This window comes from Pullulanibacillus pueri, assembly GCF_014639255.1.
Taxonomy (GTDB): Bacteria; Bacillota; Bacilli; order Bacillales; family Sporolactobacillaceae; genus Pullulanibacillus; species Pullulanibacillus pueri.
In genome coordinates, this window is sequence record NZ_BMFV01000012.1 from 34988 (window position 1) to 53891 (window position 18904).

18 protein-coding genes are annotated in these 18904 nt (G+C 39.7%); 6 read left to right on the plus strand and 12 right to left on the minus strand.

Features of this window, described 5'->3' with window-relative positions:
- Positions 1–5 precede the first annotated feature (5 nt).
- From IEV91_RS09295 to IEV91_RS09315, 5 genes are all read right to left on the minus strand, one after another.
- Positions 6–548: a dihydrofolate reductase family protein gene (locus tag IEV91_RS09295; protein ID WP_188497153.1), complete on the minus strand. Its 543-nt coding sequence runs from the start codon at positions 546–548 to the stop codon at positions 6–8.
- Between the two features lie 756 nt (positions 549–1304).
- A complete protein-coding gene (locus IEV91_RS09300; RefSeq protein ID WP_188497154.1) occupies positions 1305–2573 on the minus strand; it encodes an FtsW/RodA/SpoVE family cell cycle protein in 1269 nt (422 codons plus the stop codon).
- A complete protein-coding gene (locus tag IEV91_RS09305; RefSeq protein WP_188497155.1) occupies positions 2570–2989 on the minus strand; it encodes a PadR family transcriptional regulator in 420 nt (139 codons plus the stop codon). Before IEV91_RS09305 ends, IEV91_RS09300 begins: the two co-directional genes overlap by 4 nt.
- Before the next feature lies 1 nt (position 2990).
- Positions 2991–3527, minus strand: a complete 537-nt coding sequence (locus IEV91_RS09310) for a sigma-70 family RNA polymerase sigma factor (protein ID WP_188497156.1) — start codon at positions 3525–3527, stop codon at positions 2991–2993.
- A gap of 126 nt (positions 3528–3653) precedes the next feature.
- On the minus strand, positions 3654–6830 hold the full coding sequence (locus IEV91_RS09315; protein WP_188497157.1) for a DEAD/DEAH box helicase: 3177 nt from the start codon (positions 6828–6830) through the stop codon (positions 3654–3656).
- Between the two features lie 155 nt (positions 6831–6985).
- On the opposite strand from IEV91_RS09315, the gene IEV91_RS09320 reads away from it, so the two are divergent.
- Positions 6986–7654, plus strand: coding sequence for a VanZ family protein (locus tag IEV91_RS09320; RefSeq protein ID WP_188497158.1), 669 nt, complete (start codon positions 6986–6988; stop codon positions 7652–7654).
- 65 nt (positions 7655–7719) lie between these two features.
- Here IEV91_RS09320 and IEV91_RS09325 read toward each other — a convergent pair whose 3' ends face one another.
- Positions 7720–8184 carry a 2-thiouracil desulfurase family protein gene (locus IEV91_RS09325; RefSeq protein ID WP_188497159.1) on the minus strand — a complete coding sequence of 155 codons (465 nt, stop codon included), beginning with the start codon at positions 8182–8184 and terminating at the stop codon, positions 7720–7722.
- A gap of 163 nt (positions 8185–8347) precedes the next feature.
- On the opposite strand from IEV91_RS09325, the gene IEV91_RS09330 reads away from it, so the two are divergent.
- Positions 8348–8494, plus strand: a complete 147-nt coding sequence (locus tag IEV91_RS09330; protein ID WP_188497160.1) for a hypothetical protein — start codon at positions 8348–8350, stop codon at positions 8492–8494.
- A 27-nt stretch (positions 8495–8521) separates the two neighbouring features.
- On the opposite strand, the gene IEV91_RS09335 is transcribed toward IEV91_RS09330, so the two are convergent.
- Positions 8522–9496, minus strand: coding sequence for an ABC transporter substrate-binding protein (locus tag IEV91_RS09335; protein WP_188497161.1), 975 nt, complete (start codon positions 9494–9496; stop codon positions 8522–8524).
- A gap of 174 nt (positions 9497–9670) precedes the next feature.
- On the opposite strand from IEV91_RS09335, the gene IEV91_RS09340 reads away from it, so the two are divergent.
- Positions 9671–10720, plus strand: a complete 1050-nt coding sequence (locus IEV91_RS09340) for a FecCD family ABC transporter permease (RefSeq protein WP_229745504.1) — start codon at positions 9671–9673, stop codon at positions 10718–10720.
- A complete protein-coding gene (locus IEV91_RS09345) occupies positions 10721–11743 on the plus strand; it encodes a FecCD family ABC transporter permease (RefSeq protein WP_188497162.1) in 1023 nt (340 codons plus the stop codon).
- Between the two features lie 159 nt (positions 11744–11902).
- On the opposite strand, the gene IEV91_RS09350 is transcribed toward IEV91_RS09345, so the two are convergent.
- Positions 11903–12523: an FMN-binding negative transcriptional regulator gene (locus tag IEV91_RS09350; RefSeq protein ID WP_188497163.1), complete on the minus strand. Its 621-nt coding sequence runs from the start codon at positions 12521–12523 to the stop codon at positions 11903–11905.
- A gap of 33 nt (positions 12524–12556) precedes the next feature.
- The gene (locus IEV91_RS09355) at positions 12557–12982 is read right to left on the minus strand and encodes a GNAT family N-acetyltransferase (protein WP_188497164.1); all 426 of its coding nucleotides are present in this window, start codon (positions 12980–12982) and stop codon (positions 12557–12559) included.
- 102 nt (positions 12983–13084) lie between these two features.
- Here IEV91_RS09355 and pdxR point away from each other — a divergent pair, with 102 nt between their 5' ends.
- Complete coding sequence (pdxR, locus tag IEV91_RS09360; protein ID WP_188497165.1) at positions 13085–14488, plus strand: MocR-like pyridoxine biosynthesis transcription factor PdxR; 1404 nt, start codon at positions 13085–13087, stop codon at positions 14486–14488.
- Between the two features lie 299 nt (positions 14489–14787).
- Here pdxR and IEV91_RS09365 read toward each other — a convergent pair whose 3' ends face one another.
- From IEV91_RS09365 to IEV91_RS09375, 3 genes are read right to left on the minus strand one after another with little or no spacing between them, the layout of a single operon-like run.
- On the minus strand, positions 14788–15591 hold the full coding sequence (locus IEV91_RS09365; RefSeq protein WP_188497166.1) for an SDR family NAD(P)-dependent oxidoreductase: 804 nt from the start codon (positions 15589–15591) through the stop codon (positions 14788–14790).
- Between the two features lie 24 nt (positions 15592–15615).
- Complete coding sequence (locus IEV91_RS09370) at positions 15616–16380, minus strand: SDR family NAD(P)-dependent oxidoreductase (RefSeq protein WP_188497167.1); 765 nt, start codon at positions 16378–16380, stop codon at positions 15616–15618.
- 46 nt (positions 16381–16426) lie between these two features.
- Positions 16427–17302, minus strand: a complete 876-nt coding sequence (locus tag IEV91_RS09375; protein ID WP_188497168.1) for a fumarylacetoacetate hydrolase family protein — start codon at positions 17300–17302, stop codon at positions 16427–16429.
- A gap of 454 nt (positions 17303–17756) precedes the next feature.
- On the opposite strand from IEV91_RS09375, the gene IEV91_RS09380 reads away from it, so the two are divergent.
- Entirely contained in the window at positions 17757–18785 is a 1029-nt protein-coding gene (locus IEV91_RS09380; protein WP_188497169.1) for a LacI family DNA-binding transcriptional regulator, read from the plus strand.
- The last annotated feature ends 119 nt before the right edge of the window (positions 18786–18904 follow it).

An 18904-nucleotide genomic window follows, 5' to 3' on the forward strand; every position in this document is an offset into this window, starting at 1 on the left:
AGCACCTATGTCCATTCCTTTTTAACGAGATAGTGCAGTTCTGCAAACTGATTAAACGACCTTATCCCTTTTAACGTCAGTTTGATTTCGTTATCCCTTTCTTTGAACAACGGAATCCCCTTGCCTATTAATGTGGGGGCGACGATCATGATGAGTTCATCAACCAATTCTGCTTTTAAGAAATGATGTAATAAATCGCCTCCTCCAGCGATCCAAATATTCTGCCCCTCTTGATTTTTTAATGTTTGTGTAAAAGCAACGATATCCTCCTTAATAAATATTACATCATCGGTATTTTCGTTCTCATCCCTTGAAAAAACAAAGCAATTCTTATTTTTATAGGGGAAATTCCCTGATTCATGTTCCATAATCCAATCATACGTTCTTCTTCCAAGTAAAATAGTATCGACAGTTTCATAGAATTCTAAATATCCGTTATCGCCTTCACCTTCTACTGCAAATAGCCACTCTAATCCATCACTTTCTGTAGCGATATAACCATCTAAACTGGTTGCAATATAGACAACGACCTTTCGCTTATGATTCACGAGCTACACTCCTCCTGACAAGGAATATATGTTCTTCTTACATTTTAACTTAATACTCTGTCATTTACAACTCTTCTTTTACATGAATGCATAACTCTTATTTAACGTTGGATCAAACCCTCACCTGCCATAATAAGAAGCAATTGCGGGACAACCGCTTGATGAAATCCAATGATGCCGTTCTCTTCTAAGTACATACACCCAATATGCGACGGGCTTTCTGTTTGAATAATACGCGACATAATAAAATTCGAATCAAAATTTGATACTCTTTCCCCATCTTCTTTACGAAACTAGTAAAATTTCATTGCTCCACCCTTTTTCTAACCTGTTATTTAATATTTTCTTTCATACATTTTGCAATCCATTGGTCCCTGTAAGTACATCAATGAGCATCGATTCAACAATGAGTTCGATTCATCCTAACCAATCTCCTTCCTTTAAAGACAAAATGTCTATGTAAGCTATCTGTACATAAAAAAACACCCCCATATCATGGGGGCCACTGAAAAACATGAATTTGATATTTAAATGCAGAAATATACTCGCTTTCCGCGGGCGATCCGCGAGCCTCCTCAAGTCTGATGTGATGTGCTTTGCGGGGTCTCGCTTGGCTCGCTGTTCCCGCAGGAGTCTCGCATATTTCTGCAATTCTATTCTTGAATTTGACTTTTTCAGTGACTTCATATCATGGAAGTGTTTGATGTAAACGTTTATCACTCTATTGTTATATCTCACGCCATCACATCTTCAAAATCATACCACCGACTTCGGGGAAAATATGACATCCTTTTGCCGATAAACACTAAGCACGATCCCTATAAGAATAGAGTTCATTAAGGTCGGCATCAAGCCATAACTGATAAAGGGCAATGACATCCCTACTAAAGGTAATAATCCTAGATTCATCCCAATATTATAAATAAACTGTAAGGCAAAAAGATAAATAGCGCCGACCATGAGAATTTTTCCAAAGGGATCCTTTATTTTTTTCACGACATACATCATTCTGTATAAAAGTAACCCTAAAATGAGAACAAGGAAGATCGCAAACACCCATCCATATTGATAGGTTATTGCAGCAAAGATATAATCAGTCTGTTCACCATGTAAGAGCATGGAAAAATCCTTTGTATTGATATGGCCCAACCATCCAGAATTTAAAAGGACTTCTCTTATTCGTAAATAGAGATATCCGGTACTGTTTGCATGTTGTGCAGGGTGTAAAAACCCTGACAGTCTTTCTAATAGCATGAATGTCCTGTTTAGAAATATCCCCCCTAAAAGAAGCATCGCTAAAAAGAAAACAAAATACATTTTTACCATTTTCCTTTTATCTAGCTGACTCCAGCCACTCATCACACACACCATTGTGGTATAAATAATCACAGTCGGTAGATTACTGGTTGAAATGAAGAGTAGGAATGGAACAAAAAACAAAATACCTATCTTAATAGCAGAGGCATGGTTCTCTCTAAAGAAAGCGGCCCAACTCATATAGAATAAAGGAATAGCCATTAAACTTTTGATCGTCAGTGGACCTATAATGAAATAAGGATTCCCATTTATATACGCATTATGGAAGAACTGTAGAACGAATAAGATCAACATTCCCCCTATATAAAATCCCCACTTGAATTTTTTTAGTTTGCGATAATCAAAAAACATGAGACTGATGATTAGAGCCAATCCCCATAGCGTATAAACAACCTTCTGCGTTGTGAATTGAATAAATGAACCTATAGGCAACAACCCAACGGAAAGAATAATAAGGAGTAATATGCCTATCCACCAATCGATACGTGGCCGATGAATTTTATTCAATTGTTGCCCCAATTGAAGCGGGCTCCCCATCTGTTTAATGGCTTTTTCTTCTGCGTCAGCTTCTGACAAGCCTTTTTTGATCCAATGAGCCTTCTCATGATTGATATGATCATCGAGCTCACGTTGGATCGCAGCTTTTACCTCTTTCACTTTAATTTGACGGGTTACTGTTTGAAGAAATTGATGTCTGAGCCCGCTCATGGAAAACTCACTTCCGTTAACAAATAACTTAAGGATTCGCGGTCCACATTTCTGTTCTTTTCTAATTGGACTAAAAGTTTCTTCCCCTTGTGATCTAGGACATAGTGCTTGGTTGTCTCATCTTGCCAAAAAGAGTGTATGTATCCTCTTGTCTCTAGTCGATGCAAGACGATGTATAAAAACCCCTCATTCTCTTCAAATGTCTTTACCCCTCGACTTCGCAATTGTTGCATTAACTCAAATCCCGATTTTTGTTGGACAAGGAGCTGTAAAACGGCTTGTATAATAGCCTCCGAAGGCTTCTCATCTTGATGAATCCTCTGCTTTATTTTAGCCATGTGCTGATCAGTAAACGTCAACTGTTCAAAGGTGGTTCGCTTCATGGCCTGCCGAAGCTTATTTAGACGCTCTTCCACTTCACTCGCCTCCTAAACTTTCTTTTAATAATGTTTTCGCACGTCTTAATCGTGTCTTTACAGTATTAGGATTCACTCCTATCACGTGTGCCAGTTCATTTATCGGCATTTCTTCAAAATAAAACAAATAAATAACCTCTCTATATTTCACAGGTAGCTTCATAACTGCAGAGGTTAATTGCGCATCCTCATCCTGCTGAATAATGACTGATTCAACACTCTTATCCTTGGTTTCATATTGAGTAAAATCAATATCTGAAGGGTAGACATTTTTGCTATACCACTTTTTCAAATAATCTTTACACTGGTTAATGGCGATTCTCCATAACCATGTTTTTATTTTTGATTTTCTATTGAACGTATGGAGTTTCCTATAGCATTTGATAAAAATTTCTTGGGTGACATCTTCCGCAATCGCCTTATTATTCACATAAGAGTAAACCAGTTGTAAAATGTCCTGGCCATAATTCATCATCAATTCATCTATTAATCTATCTTCATTATCGATAACGTTATTTTCTGATAATATCTCCTCCACTTTCTCACCTCCCAAGTATTGGACGAGTCTCACTCATCCAAAGTTTTATTTATCAAGAAAAGTTTTTATATACCATTAAAAAGAGGTGCCTCCTCTTACATAGGACAGCACCTTGTGAGCTTGCTTTTATATCATTAAAATTTCTCTAAGCTCTTCTTCACTAAGAACCACTGAAGCATTGTCCCCAGAGTCAATGATTTCTTTTATCAAGTGTCGTTTTTGCTCTTGGAGTTCGTTCATTTTCTCTTCAATGGTGCCACGCGCAATCAGTTTGATCACATTGACGACCTTTTTTTGCCCGATGCGATGGGCGCGGTCTGCGGCCTGGGCTTCTACCGCTGGATTCCACCAAGTATCATATAATATTACCGTGTCCGCACTCGTTAAATTGAGCCCTGTTCCGCCTGCTTTTAAAGAGATAAGAAATAAATCACGTTCGCCCGCATTAAATCGATCGCAAATGTTGAGCCTCTGTTCAGATGGCGTCTGCCCATCTAAATAAAAATACGTGTGACCTTTAGCTACAAGGGCTCTTCCTATGAGCGCGAGCATTTTTGTAAATTGAGAAAAAATGAGTACTCTTTTTCCCGATTGTCTTGCTTCCTCTAGAATTTCGAGCAACTGCTCAAATTTCGCTGAGCTTCCTTCATAGCCTTCAACAAATAAACCCGGATGACAACAGATTTGTCTGAGTCGAGTTAACCCCGCCAGAATCTTAATACGATTTTTTCGGATCGTCTCCTTATCCAGATGCTTTAAGGTTTGCTCGCGTAACTTCGCTAAATAGGCGGAGTAGATGCGCTTTTGGTCCGGTAATAACTCTACAGATTCTACAGCCACCATTTTTTCTGGAAGTTCACTAAGGACCTCTTCTTTCACTCGGCGTAATAAAAACGGACGGATCCTACGCGCAATCGCTTTAGTTGTCAGCTGACTATACTCTTTTAACCCAAGAAAGAGTTCAGGAAAAACAACATGAAAAATTGACCACAATTCTTCTGAAGCATTTTCCACAGGAGTCCCTGTCAGTGCAAAGCGATTATCGGCTTTTATTTTCTTTACAGCACGTGCCGTTTGCGTGATCGGGTTTTTAAACGCCTGGGCTTCATCAAAAAACGCCGTATGAAAAGCTTGCTGCTCATACCATTTAATATCAGCCCGTAAGAGGGGGTACGACGTAATCATGACATCAACATTTTGGAGGGTCTGTTGTGTGTTCGCTCGCTCCTTTTTATGACCATCAATGATCTGAGTCTTTATTTCAGGGACGAATTTTTTTATTTCACTAAACCAGTTATAGGTCAAAGAAGAGGGACAAACAATCAGTGCTGCCCGCTTGCTGTTCCGGATAGTCTTAAGTTCAGATAGAATAAAGGTAATTGCTTGGAGCGTTTTCCCCAGTCCCATATCATCTGCAAGAATCCCGCCAAATCCATAGTGAGCGAGGGTCTTCATCCACTGGAACCCTTGATTTTGATATTCTCGTAAGGTGGATTTAAGTTGAGTGGGCACTTCGAATTCGAGACGCCCAGGATGACGAAGAGTATCCATAAATTCCCGAAAGGATTTCTCTAAAGTAAAAATATCCCCTACTTCAACGGTATCAAGAAGCTGAAGACTCTGCTCTACAGTTAAATCTAAGCCATCCGCTAATGCCTTGCTTTCAATATAAGGCGAATAGAGAAAGCGTCTGATTTCTTCATATTCTTTAGCCTCAAGGGACAATAATGAGCCATTTGGCAACCGATAATATTTACGTTTCTCCTCTAGAGCAGCTAAAATATCTCGGATCTGTTGTTCTGGAATACCCTCCATCTCAAACTTGAAAGCAAGCCAATTGATGCGATCTTTTTTTACTTTAACCCGAATGCGTGGCCTGAAACCCCCACGTGTGACTCGATTTCTCACCGCTGTTGTCGCATAGACTTGTACTTTTTTTTGAAGTTTCGGGAGCTTTTCCATTAAAAACTCATACTCCAGCTCCTCATTATGCATAAAATAGCCGCCGTCCGTTTTAGTGAAAGCACTGTCGTCCATTAATTGCAAAATTTCTTCTTCCCTCTCGACATCCCTAACTACCAGAGAGCCTAAAGGAAGTTCTCGATCTTCTAATGGGTGTATTACATAGTGATCATAATGAAACTCCAGTCCTGCCAGAAGCCTATTTTTCACGCGATCTAAATAAAGCTTAGCGATCAGTGGTGTTCTCATTAAACGCTCCGTGATAGTTTTAGAAATGTTCACTTCACCTAAACTTTTTAAAGCAGGTGCCGCTTTTTCCAGAAAAAAACCGATCTGTTCTTTAGGGATGGGAATATGTTCAGTACCTGACGCTTCTAGCATCTGTTTGAGTTCCGCAAGTCGTACGCTCTCCTCGGCCCCGACACGAAAGAGTTTATCCTTATATAAAACCGTCTGGTAAGGAGTCAGAACAGTCACGTGTGGTAAGCCATTAACCATGAGTTGATAGTCCTCTCCGTCCGCTTCGGAAAAATCAAAGGTAAGAGGGAGGTTACTTCTCGCGACCTGTAAACCAATTGAAGTCTGGCCATCATACTCCAGTTTTAAAAACGGCGTCACCATCAAAAGCGGAAGCAAACGGTCCCATATCGAAGGAGGAATGAGCAGCATTTCCTTATTAAAGTTTTCTGGAACATGATCAACATAAAGCTTTTCATCATACACGATGTGAATGAGCCTTTGAAAAACGGCGTCAACCTCTCTCTCAAAACAATGATAACGTTGATCATATAGCAATGAATCCGAGAGACGGTAAGACAGCCCCTCTTTCACATGCTTCAAAAAGTCACGAATTTGTCCGATCTGAATCGAGCCAACGTTAAGTTCAATTCCGAACATTGTTCGCTTTGGACCCATGGTCATTGTTTTGAGTGTAAATGCGACCTCCAGTACTTCTCTATCCTCAAAATGGCGCTGAACACCACTTGAGCGTATCGGGCGATTTGTAAAAAGCGTTCGCAACCCTTCTGTTAAATGCTGTTGAATTCCATCGGTTCCCTGCTTCTGCCGCTCAGAAATGGCGATTAAAACCGCGGCTATATGCTGACAGTCTTTACTAAAGGAAGCAAGCTTTGGGCATGTACATGTCGTTTGTAATTTACCGTCCTTCTCCGTTTTTACCGTGACATGGAATGCCTCCATTCCCTTGACTACACCTTCGCAATAGTCCGGTTCATAGTGTTCTATCGTCACCTTTTTGGATCGATAAAAATCCTCTCCTCTTTTGAAGGAGACGTTCCCGCATCGGTCTATGATCATGGTTTGACTTATATTCCTGTTCAAGTGTCTTGCTCCCTTATTGTAACGCTACTTTTGTCATCATTGTATCATAGAGAGAATGGGATATAGAATGGATAAGATTGCTTTAACTTCAAAATACTCTTTTCCACAGGTGGGATTTTATAGTAAAATCAGCTTATGAAAGGAAGGTGACTGATATGAAAGCCATCCAATGGCTTAAAAAAATAGCTGTGTTTATTCCCTATTTATTACTTTTAATCAATATAATATGGGCGAAATTTAGCGACTTCCTTTTTTCCTCCTTGAGTTTGAATGACCTTTTAAACCTTTTTATAAACACTCTTCCTCTCACTATTTTAGTTTTAATAGATCTCGTTAAACGTAAGCCATCAAGCCTATTTCAATTGTTGATCCAAGCCAGCTTCTATGTTTATTTATTAGCCGTTTGGTATATCACCCTTTCACGCGAATCCGTTCAATTCGTTTTTACAAATCCATTTTGGATGCACCATATTAACCTTATTCCGTTTGTGATTTTTAGAGATTTTAGTCTCTTTAATGAACAAATTATTGGCAATGTGATCATGCTCATGCCTTTGGGCATGTACATTCACTTACTGTTTAAACCATTGGCTTCGCCTTTAAGGGCATTCGTTACTATTTTCTTAGTTTCTTTTTCAATAGAGTTGTTGCAACTTTTATTTTCCGTAGGCAGTAGTGATATTGACGATCTCATTCTCAATACCTCTGGTGGATACCTTGCTTATCTCATTTTCGGCGTTCTTATTTTTTTATATAAGAAATCTCCTATTAAATTTAATCAACAAAAAAGGACATCCGTAAAGCGTTCAACTTATAAATTTTGAGGTTATAACAAAAACCAATGGATTCTTCCACTGGTTTTGTCATTCATATCCCGTTTTTATTCCTACTATCCCTTTTCCAAAAGATCGTCAAGTCCATTCTCAGAGACTACCTGAATGCCATTACGTTTAAGCAAAGCAGCTGTCACACCATTTCCGGAAACCTTTTTACCAGAAAAGTCCCCATTGTAAATCATCGTACTTCCACAGGATGGACTATTTTCCTTAAGGACAACGGCAGTAACCCCCAGCTTTCGTACTCTCTCTAAAGTTGCATAAGCCCCCTTTATGTATAAGTCCGTGACATCAGTCCCTGATTTTTCTATGACTCTGGCCTTCCCATCCAATACGTCTTCCCCACTGCCGCCCTTAATCTCAGCGGGTTCTCTTGGAGTTGAAAAACCACCAAGCAATTCAGGACAAATAGGCAAAGCCCTTTTCTCCTCGATGAGTTGTTGAATACGTTCATTAAGGCTATTTGATCCATTATATCTTACATTTAATCCTGCTAAACACGAGCTGACTAATATCATAAAAGTTCCCCCCACCCAGCCTTTCATACTATAGCTACTATATAAAATTTAATCGTTTGGTGAATAAGAAGTCAATAGAGGCTAAACGATAATTGAATCTCTGTATTATGCGTTTACAAACAAGGCAATACTAACTGTTAAAATGAAAGAGAGGAATGGAGTTATGGAAGACAAGACAAAATACATTTTCGCTGATCTACAGGAAGATGACATCAGTAAAATTCAAGCCTTAGAGGATCGCTTAGGTGTAACACTTATTGCCTATGAAGATCCTGAAGAGGCGATGAAAAAAGGAGAGGATTTCTCATGAAAAATCATCTCCTTTTTTCGTGCAGTTTTATTTATCGATTGAATTTAAGACATCATCAATAATTTCTGTGTTGGCAATTGTACCGGTATAGAGCCAGCTTGAGCTTGCTGGAAGTTCAGTGACATGATTGTTTTTAACCGCAGGGATGTTTTTCCATAGTGGCTGTTGCAATACACTCGCATCCTTCTTATCACTATTGATGAAGAAGAGATAATCGGCATCAAGTTCTGTTAACTTTTCTAATGAAATCGGATTCCAGTTACTTGTTGCTTTAGCTGAAATTTCGTCCACTACTTTGGGTACTTTTAATCCCAAATCGTTGTATAAAACATCTCCACTTGAGAGATTTTTAGAAACCATGAAGAATTTACCACCAGTGAGCCACACCGCCGCTACTGACGGAGACTTCCCATCTTGCTGTAATTTTTCCTTCGCTGCTTTTGCTTTCTTTTCATAGTCAGCTAAGACTTTTTTGGCTTGATCCTCTTTATTCAATACCTTACCCACTGCGAGAAGTTCTTTGCGCCAATCATTATTTTTTTCTTTCCCAACCACATATGTAGGGGCAATCTTATTATATTGGTCATATTTCCCACCTTCTACCATATCTGCAGAATCCATGATAATCAGATCAGGTTTGACTTTTTGAACTGCTTCAAAGGGAAGATCATAGGAAATAGTAGGAACACCCTTAAGGCCGTCATCTTGCAGGTAATCCTGAATGCCGTTGGCCACACTCCATTGAGCCACTGGTTTAACATCAAGTGCTACAAGGTAGTCCTCTAGATAAGAAGCAAGAACACGTTTCGGCTTCGTTGGTACTTTTAATTTATGTCCCATGGCGTCTGTGACTTCTCGGGTTGTCGACGACTGTTCGGCAGAAGATTTGCTCTCTTTACTCTTGCTTGATTGATCCTGACTTCCACACGCCACCAAACCTATTGACAACAGGGCAATGCCACATAATTGCATGATCTTTATTGTTTTTTTCCTGTAAGTCATTTTCATCCCCCTAAAGTTATGTTAAAATATGATTACAACAAATGATAATGATTCTCAACATCAATTAAAACGGAATTCTTTCATTCTGTCAATGCTTTTTTAATTTTTTTACACCAATAAACTCTACATACTTAAGATGGACTTACTGAATACAGGGAAAGAAGGAAGGACATAGTGAAGAAAGCGGAAACAAGCGAGGTCATTCAGAGCATACATAATGAAAAACCTTATAAAAGAAAACTTGCTTATCTCATTCTTATCTTCGGTTGGATGGCTGTTATTCTAGCTATCGTGAGTTCAATCTATATCGGAGCTTCTCACGTTCATTATGCTGCGGTTTGGCGTGGTGTCTTTTTTTATGACCCAACGAATTCAGCCGATGTGATTATCCACGATCTGCGCTTACCTCGTGCACTTGCAGCAGTTTTTGTTGGGGCTGGTTTGGCCGTTTCTGGTTCGATTATGCAAGGCATGACTCGAAACCCTCTTGCTTCTCCTTCTATCTTAGGGGTAACATCGGGTGCGCTTTTTTTTATGGCGATCGCCTTCGCGTTTTTCCCTCATCTCACCTATAGTCAAACGCTCCTATTTTCTTTTGTTGGGGCTGGCATGGGAGCGGCTCTTGTTTTTTCTATTGTCGCGGCCTCTAGGGGAGGAAATACAACGGTTAAACTTGCGCTTGCCGGAGCAGCGATTACCTCCTTGCTTAGCGCCTTATCTACAGCCATCGGACTGCGTTTTAACGTCTCAAAAGATATGAGCTATTGGTATGCAGGGGGTGTCTCTGGAATTCAATTCCAACAATTAAAATATGCCATCCCTATTATTATTATTGGAATTTTGATTGGGATTATGCTCTCCCGCTCCATTACGGTTTTAAGTCTAGGAGAAGAAGTGGCAACAGGATTAGGGCAAAAAACAAAGGTTGTACGGTTTGTGGGCATTATTGTTGTCCTGTTACTTACAGGCGCAGCCGTCTCGATTGCGGGAATGATCGGCTTCATCGGATTGGTCATCCCTCATATTACGCGTTTTCTCGTAGGATCTGATTATCGCTTTATCATTCCTTGCTCGGCCATTATTGGAGCACTAGCATTACTAGGGGCAGATATGCTCTCCAGAATGGTGAACGCCCCTTTTGAAACTCCTGTTGGCGCAGTGACCGCTATTATTGGAGTGCCATTCTTCTTATATTTAGCACGTAAAGAAGGAGGCGCACTATAAATGATCGATAAATATGCTAAAAATACTAGAAAATACATTCTTTTAATGATCGGACTCTTTATTTTATTACTTGTCATGTTTGTCGTCAGTATCAATACTGGCTTTATGAAAATACCACTGACAGAAGTGTGGTCGGCCTTTTTTGGCCATGATGTGGGGGATCAGCGTTTAACCTTATTTGAATTTCGCTTACCGCGTATTATCCTAGCAATGTTAATTGGCGCTGGAATTGCGGTAGCAGGTGGTATTTTACAAGGCATTACTAAGAATCCACTTGCCGACCCTGGAATCATCGGCATTAATGCAGGCGCTAGTTTTGCCGTCGTTCTATACACCTTTTTATCAGGAAGTACCACTTTTTTAACGGGGACTCTTTCTATTTTTGTAATGCCTTTTACGGCTTTAGTCGGTGCTTTTATTGCTGCCATTTTAATTTATACCATTGCAAGAAGAAAAGGTGCGATCACTCCTATCCGGCTCATTCTCGTGGGTATTGGGATAAATGCTGCCTTTGCTTCTGGAACATTGGTTCTCCAAATGAAAATGGATCCACAAGATTTCACAAAAACGTTGACGTGGATCTCAGGGAGTATATGGGCAACCAACTGGGATTTCGTGCTTTCTACCCTGATCTGGCTCGTGATCCTCATTCCTTTAGCGATATATAAATCTCGTTTTTTAAATGTTTTCAGTCTAGGTGATTCTATATCCATAGGATTAGGGGTTCCCCTTGAGAAAGAACGCCTAAAACTTTTAATTATCGCCGTAGGCTTAGCGGGTTCTTGTGTGGCAGTTGGCGGAGGCATTACCTTTTTAGGTCTTATCGCTCCACATATTGCAAGAAGACTGATAGGGTCAAACCATGGAAAAATTTTACCTTTAACTGCCCTCCTTGGCGCTTGCATTCTACTCATTGCAGATACCCTTGCACGTGTCGTCATGTCACCAATGGAACTCCCTGTTGGGATCGTTATAGCAATACTTGGTGCCCCGTATTTTATTTACTTACTCATGAAAGTGTAATAGCTTATAAGAAAAACTTGGATTACACTAAGTCCTTATCCATGAAGATTAGTTTTTCTACCGATCTCTTTATCGCTTCAATTGGCTATTACTTTCTTATTCTTTGAAAAAGGGGAGGAATTCGATTTAACTCTCCTCCCGTTTTACTTTAATCTTAATTTATTTTATGAGATTTTCCTCCATTAAACGAGCAATCTCCTGAGAATCATCGTCTTTTCTTGTTTTTAATCCGGCAATGACCCTCTGCTGTCTTTCTCGTGAGTGATTTTGATTTAGTTTCCACTTTCCTTCTAACTTTTTGATTTCTATTTCTATACCCACAACTCCATTGGTTAATGCCTCCATAACAGGATCATTAAAGTCGACTTTCCAAGGGGAAGTTTGAGAGGCTTCATAAAAATCAGTTGTCCTTTCTAGAATTTCTTTTTTTTCACAACTCTCTTGCTTGATATGTACTCTTCCATAAACAGATACAGCGGTATAGTTCCAAGTCGGTACCGTGTTTTCCTCCTGATACCAAGTAGGAGTAATATAGGCATGCGGACCTGTAAACACCACAAGCACGTCCTGATCATTAATATTTTTCCAATGAGGATTCGCCTTGGCCATATGACTCAGCAAAATGGCCTTTTCAGGTCGCGTTTCATCCACTATAAATGGTAAATGCGTGGAAAAAGGACCCTCCTCACTTTGCGAAAAAAGTAAGCCAAAACTATACTTTTTTATAAACTGGATTAAACGATTTACATCCTCTTCTTTATAAGCCCTTGGTAAATACATGGAAATTCTCCCTTCATTCTGTTATGTGTTAGATTACAACTGTTTTAAAAAGACATGGCTGACTCTATCAAACTTCATTTTCTCCTCGTAAAACCGATGCGCGTCGTGACGTTGAACGCCTGAGGAAAGCGAGACTATTCCATAGCCTCTCTCCTTGGACCACGCTTCGACAAAGCCTAAGAGTTTTTGCCCATAGCCCTTTGAGCGCACTTCAGAATCAGTCACTAAATCACAGACCCAAATATATTTGCCATTACTTAATGTCATCATTGGCATAAAACCGGTCACAGCAACAATCTTACTCTGGTCATATAAAGCAAACAATTTGTAGCCTTCAAATTCAGAAGCTTCTCTTACCATCCTAAGGTAGTTCTCCAAGTCAAGTTGAGTGCGAAGTTGATGCATCACGGGGTAAGCGTCCTTCCACTCTTCTTCATGCCTCAATTCTTTTATATCCATTGGGTTCACTCCCTTTTATTGCTATTAAAGCACAAACTGGTATGATGAAAAGGTCCAGATTTCAATCAATTATCAGTACCAGTTTAGAAGGAGTCGGTTAATATGTACGAAATCACCCCTAACCTTGACCCAACAGCCAAAACACCTCTGTATGTGCAACTTTCAGATTACCTTAAACAAGAGATTATTACAGGGAAGATTGCTTCCACTGAAAAATTACCTTCGAAACGCAAACTCGCTCAGCATTTAGGTATAAGCCTTAATACGATCCAAGCAGCTTATGATCAATTAGTGGCAGAAGGCTACATAGAAAGCATGCCACGTAAAGGTTTATTTGTCACAGAAATGGAGCAAAACACCTTTTTTAAACCGAGAACATTGCTCATAGACGAAAAGAAACAAGAGGGTCCTGCTGATAAACTAAAGATCAATTTTAATTCAGGTCACGTCGATCTCGAAGCGTTCCCCCATACGATTTGGAGAAAATTATCCGTACAGTCATTAGTTCAAGATCAAAATACGCTCTATTACAATCATCACCCTCAAGGTGAACCTGAGCTTCGCGAAGCCATTGCCCAATCCCTTTATGAATCACGAGGGGTGGCATGCACCGCAGAGCAAATCATCATCGGTGCTGGGACACAATCTCTCATCAGTCTGCTGTATTTAATGATTGGAAATGAATCTCCTTATGCTTTAGAAGATCCGGGCTATCATAGAGTAAGAAAGGTCCTGTATCATCATGGCGCAACCCTTGTCCCCATCCCCTTGGATGAAGAAGGGATTGACATTGAAAAATTGGCTCAATCTAAGGCTAAAACCGTTTATGTGACCCCCTCCCACCAATTTCCTTATGGCATGATTATGCCTATTAAACGCAGGACGGCTTTATTAAAATGGGCGGAAATGACTGAAGGGTATATTATTGAAGATGATTATGATGGGGAATATCGCTATAAAGGAAAACCGATTCCTTCTTTACAAGGACTCGATAGGAATGAGAGAGTCATCTATTTAGGAACATTTTCAAAGGCTTTAATTCCCTCTATTCGCATCAGCTATATGGTATTGCCACCCACCTTATTATCGACTTATCATCAGCACTTTACGTTATTTAAACAAACGACTTCACGCCTTCATCAAGAGACCCTGCTCCATTTTATTCAAGAAGGCCATTGGGAAAGACACTTGAATAAGATGCGAACTCTCTATCGCAAAAAGCATGATGTCCTCCTTTCGACAATTAAGCAATGGATGGGAGAAAGGGTTAGGGTCATTGGTGATCAATCGGGGCTTCATATTGTTTTAGAAGTAAAAAATGGCATGAAAGAGGAAGAACTAATCGCTTCAGCAAGGCAAAAAGGGGTGAAAATTTATCCCCTTTCCATCTATTTTAACAACCCTAAAGCGACTAGATGTTCGAAAGTCTTATTAGGTTTCGGGGGTTTATCAGAAAAACAAATAAAAGAAGGCATTGTATTATTAAGCAAGGCTTGGAAGTTATAGTTTCACTTATCTTTAGAATAGAAAACCTGCGAAGAGCACCCGTGCGTCGGCGGCGCTGAGGAACACACTTTTCTTAAGTGTTCCGAATCTCGTGTCTTTCATTCCAATCAACTGGATAGTTGACGCTACCTTTGGTAAAAATGTCAAAAGCCAAAGTTGCACTTACAAGGTCTTCCACAAATGTATAATTTCTGACGTTATTAAATAAACATCCGAACTATTCATATGATTTGAATGCGTTCGGATGTTTCTTTGAGGAAAACCTTCTGTTTCAACTTCTTTTGAAATTGACTTGTCATTTACCCTTGATCTACAAATTGCCATTCAGCTTTGGCTCCAGAACCGTACCCAAGTGTTGCCCCACCGTCAACCGTCATGGCCTCCCCAGTCACAAAGCTCGAAGCTTCGCTAGCCAAAAATAAGGCTACACGAGCAATTTCCATTGTAGAAGCCGTATAGCCGAGTAAATGAGAACGATCTTGTTCAAGACGCGCTTGTTCCGGGTTCCTTTGCTCGCTTAACCACCGTTCCATCAATGGTGTATTCACCCCTGCAGGACATAGTGCATTCACTCTCACACCCTCTGGAGCCATATCAATAGCCAAGGCCTTGGTTAAGGCGATGACAGCCCCCTTTGTAGCTGAATAAGCGGGATTATGCTGTTGTCCCATAACGCCTGTCATCGAAGCCATATTGATGATCCGCCCCTTCGTTGCTTTTAAATGGGGTAAGGCATGCTTAATTGTTAAGAACATACTCTTAACATTAATTTGAAAAAGACGATCCCACTCTGTTTCTTCAATGGTTTCAATGGCTTTTGGTAAAATCGTTCCCGCATTGTTAAAGAGAATATCGAGATGTCCAAAGGTTTCAATGGTTTGATCCACTAACGCCATAACTTGGTGCTTATCCGTCACATCACAAGTGATACCGATGGCTTTATGCCCCTGAGAGTGTATGTTTTGAACAACCTCTGCAATCGCAAGCTCGTTAATATCAGTAACGACCACTTTTGCGCCTTCAGCAGCAAAGAGCTCAGCCGAAGCAGCACCTATCCCGCCAGCTCCTCCTGTAATAATTGCCACTTGATCTTTTAATGTCATGTCCATTTTCTCCTCATTTAAAATTTATTTGCCGTTCACTACCCCACCATCGATCATAAAAGGAGCACCCATCATGAATTTTGATTCATCTGAGGCTAGGAATAAAGCTGCATAGGCGACATCAATAGGCTTACCGAGTTCATTGCTTAATTGTCGCTTCTTAATTCCTGCGACTGCGGCTTCAGGATCAGGATCCTTAGAGAGATAATCTTCTACAAAAGGTGTATAGATGGTACCAGGCATTAAAGCATTCACACGAATATTATAAGGCGCATAATCCACTTGCATCGACTTCGTGAGCGAAAGCACCGCTCCCTTACTACTTGCATATACTGCCCGGTTCGCCAATCCCATTTCCGCAATACATGAGGACATGTTAATAATGGAGCCGCTTTTTTGCTTCATCATCTGAGGTAAAAACGCTCTTGAAACGAGAAAGACACCGTTAACATTTACATTCATGACCCGAAGCCATGTTTCGAGGTCTAATTCATGTAATTGACCTACCCCACTAATTCCCGCATTATTAAAAAGTACATCAATATGGTTTCGTTCAGCTATAACTTGCTTTGTCATAGCTTGAACATCCTTTTCATCAGTAACATTACAATGTATATAGGTCGCTTCTCCACCGGCTCTTTCAATCTCTTCTATAGTTCCCTGACTTCCCGTCTCATTAATATCAACAATAGTCACATGAGCGCCTTCCTGTGCAAATAATAAGGCAGTCTCTTTGCCAATGCCTGATCCTGCTCCAGTTATTATGGCATTTTTCCCTTCAAGTCTCATAAATTCACCTCAATAAAGTGTTTTAGACACATTGGTTTTAATAGATTTATAATGAAGAAGATTCACTGACGCAACGATTGCTTAATGAACCGAGTCCTGCGATAGAAATAGAAACTTCATCCCCATCCTTAAGGAATATAGGGGGCTTTCGAAACACCCCTACACCATGAGGGGTCCCTGTCGCAAGAATATCTCCTGGCTTAAATGTAAAACCTTTGGAAAGGTAGGTGATTTGGTCAGTGATATCAAAAATCATTTCCTTTGTATTAGAATCCTGAAGCGCTTCACCATTTACTGTTAATCGAATGGAGAGATCATGTGGATTGTCAATCTCATCGGCAGTCACGATATAAGGACCAGTTGGTAAAAAGGTATCGAATGATTTCCCACGAACCCATTGACCATCAGAAAACTGTACATCTCTCGCACTAATATCATTCACGATCATGTAACCAAAAATATGATCAAATACCTCATCTTCTAAAATATTTTTCCCTTCTTTTCCAAAGACAACCGCTAACTCTGCTTCAAAATCAACTTGCTCCGATTCATTAGGGAGAATGATTTCGTCATCAGGTCCGACAATACAAGACGGCCATTTTGAAAAAATCAGAGGCTTTTCTGGAGGTGTCACGTTTTGCTCACGACAATGATCCATATAGTTATTGCCTACACAAACGACTTTTCCTGGATCACTTAAGGGAGCCTTAATAGTAACTTCACCAACAGGATAACCGCTTACATTAATATCTGCACGTTCCACTTTGTCTTTAGCGGACTGTAAAAGCGCTTTTCCCCCTTGAATTAAACCTAACATCGTTAATTCAGGAGAATCCATGACCTGATTAAGATTAATGACATAATTGTCGACGAGCGCACCTACAAATGATTGATCTTGATATACAACTGTTACCAACTTCATTACAAATCCTCCTCTTTTGTATTTGATTTTTTATCTATTCTTTACACACGGTACAAATATTGAGTGACATATTTTGATTATATGCTTTGTATTTGTTTTTTTCTCCAAAACCACAAAAATTTTCAGATTAGGATGAATAATGGTTTAATGATGGTCTTATATGGATAGAGCCCTCTATTTGATACCGATAACAAAAGTATAAATTTAATAGTTTCATTATGTCAATCGATAACGATCGAACTATACCGATTGAAAAGTTCTCTATCTTTGGGCTTGTGGACAAAATAAGTGTTATTGATATCATTTTTATATTATAATAAGAATCACCTTACTCCTCCTATATACCTTAAAAATACAAGATTATAAATAAAATACTTCATTGCAACTTTATTCAAGTGTTGAATCGAAGCAGAAACTCAACTTATACTTACAAAAAACGATAGGATGATTTTTTATGGTTACAATATATGACATCGCAAAAAAAGCTAATGTCTCTCCTATGACAGTATCCCGTGTTATAAATAATTCATCAAATATCAAAGATACCACACGCCAAAAAGTTGAAGCTATCATTAAAGAACTGGGTTATATTCCTAATTCAGCTGCTCGTAGCTTAATTTCTAAAAGAACCCATATTATTTCACTCCTAATCACAGATATCACGAATCCATTTTTTACACGGGTTGCCCGAGGCGCCGAGGATAAAGCAAAGCAATCGGGTTACCAGCTATTATTGAGTAATAGCGATGAAAACATAGATAAAGAAACTGAATACATTAATATGCTTTTATCAACTGGTGTCGATGGGGTTCTATATGCACCTATGGGTGATGAATCCAAAAAAAATTTAAGGACTCTCGTCAAAAGTAACATTCCATTTGTTCTCATCGATCGAGATATTCAAGGAATCCAAAGCGATATTGTTCTTGGTGATAGTTATGAGGGTGCGCGCCGTCTTGTCGAGCATTTGCGGGATCAAGGACATAAGAATATCGCTTTAATAAATGGACCCTCAAATACCTCTACTGCTCGCGAACGGCAAAGAGGTTACGAAGAGACTCTACGCTTATCCAATCTCCCTTATAAAAAAAAATTAATGTGGGAAATCCAATATAAAGAAGATACCGCTGATGACGTCATTGAGCAACTCCTATCGCTCCCTAAAAACCAGCGTCCCACCGCGATTTTTGCAGGGAATAATTTTATTGCAGTCAATGTGATCAAAGCCCTCAACAAAAAAGGGATCCAAGTTCCAGATGACATGGCTATTGTATGTTTTGATGACTTCGAACCCATTTCCGGATTCAACCCTTTTCTCACGGTTGCCGCACAATCCGCCTATAGTTACGGTTACATGGGAGCTCAATTTCTCATAGAGCGCATAGAAGGAACTGGACCAAAAGAAAATCGGCGCATTGTCCTTCCCCCAGAAATCATTGTTCGAAAATCTTCATTAGGATACACCTTCAAAGGGCGCAAATAACCTTTATTAATATCTTAAAAAAGCACTCCTACATTTCCCCCTATCAAAATAAATCTTTTGATAGGGTTGTAAAATTAGCCGATAGGAGCTATCCTTCGGCTAATTCAAATGCTAAGTTT